General features: G+C 46.1%; 2 protein-coding genes. Both read left to right on the top strand.

From position 1 onward, the window contains the following. Positions 1–1,092: prephenate dehydratase (pheA, locus tag R7E00_RS23525; RefSeq protein ID WP_318124642.1), on the top strand; the 1,092-nt coding region annotated here is incomplete at its 5' end. Between the two features lie 24 nt (positions 1,093–1,116). Further along, positions 1,117–1,371 (top strand): DUF84 family protein (locus R7E00_RS23520; protein WP_318124641.1); only part of this gene is annotated, 255 nt, incomplete at its 3' end.

The raw sequence follows: 1,371 nt of genomic DNA, 5'->3' as shown, positions 1-1,371 counted from the left end.
CGTAAACTCAGCATTGAAGTAGCCAAAAGCAAAGTACAAACCTCAAAACCGGTTCGTGATGCCGTTCGAGAGCAACAACTGTTGGTTAAGCTGATTTCCAACGGCCGAGACAAATACGAACTCGACGCTCAGTACATCACCAAACTTTTCCACACCATCATTGAAGATTCTGTCTTACTTCAACAAGGTTATCTGCAAAACCTTGTGAACCCACAACAAAGCCGCAAGCCACTTGCACGCGTCGCTTTCTTGGGAGCCAAAGGTTCTTACTCGCACTTGGCAAGCCGCGAATATTTCAGTCGTAAAAATACCGAGCTTATCGAGCTAAATTGTGAGCATTTCAAAGAAGTGACTCGAACGGTGGAATCAGGCCATGCTGATTACGGTGTGCTGCCCATCGAAAACACCAGCTCGGGCTCGATCAATGAAGTATATGACCTACTGCAACACACCACGCTGTATATTGTTGGTGAGCTGACTCAACCTATCGAGCACTGCTTAGTCGCAACGAAAGACATTCGCCTCGAAGACATCAAAACACTGTACTCGCATCCGCAACCGCACCAACAGTGCAGCGAATTCTTAAGCCGTATGAAAGGCGTGAAACTTGAGTCTTGCGCAAGCACAGCAGACGCGATGCAAAAAGTCCAAGAGATGAATCGTGATGATGTGGCCGCAATTGGTAATGCTTCAAGTGGTAAGTTGTACGGCCTGCAAGCGATCCAAGGCAACATCGCAAACCAAACCGAAAACCACACACGCTTTATTGTCGTCGCGCGTAAACCAGTTGAAGTCTCAACACAAATTCCAGCCAAAACGACGTTGATTATGTCGACCTCCCAGGAAGCGGGCTCATTGGTTGAAACTCTACTGGTACTGCAACGCTACGGCATCAATATGACTAAGTTAGAATCGCGTCCAATCATGGGTAATCCGTGGGAAGAAATGTTCTACGTTGATCTAGAAGCGCACCTAGGCTCAACCGAAATGCAGCAAGCATTGCAAGAGCTAACAAAAATCACTAAACACTTGAAAGTACTGGGTTGTTATCCAAGCGAAAACATCAAACCAACGCAAGTGAAATTGAGCTAATAGACATCGATGAGTAAAAAGATCATGGCAACCCAAAAAGTCGTTATCGCCTCTCTAAACCCTGCAAAAATCAATGCGGTAAAGAGTGCATTTCAAAGCTCATTCCCTCAACAAACTTTTGAGTTTGTCGGCATCAGCGTTCCGAGTGAAGTCGCCGATCAGCCGATGACTAACGAAGAGACCCATCGCGGCTCAGTCAATCGAGTTAAAAATGCCAAAGTGGAAATGCCAACTGCAGACTTTTATGTTGGCTTAGAAGCTGGAATTGAAGGCAATGTG

Origin of the sequence: Vibrio sp. Vb1755, from assembly GCF_033338635.1 — a bacterium.
GTDB lineage: Bacteria > Pseudomonadota > Gammaproteobacteria > Enterobacterales > Vibrionaceae > Vibrio > Vibrio alginolyticus.
The sequence above is the reverse complement of the archived record's forward strand: the minus strand, read 5'-3'. Positions and strand labels throughout refer to the sequence as shown.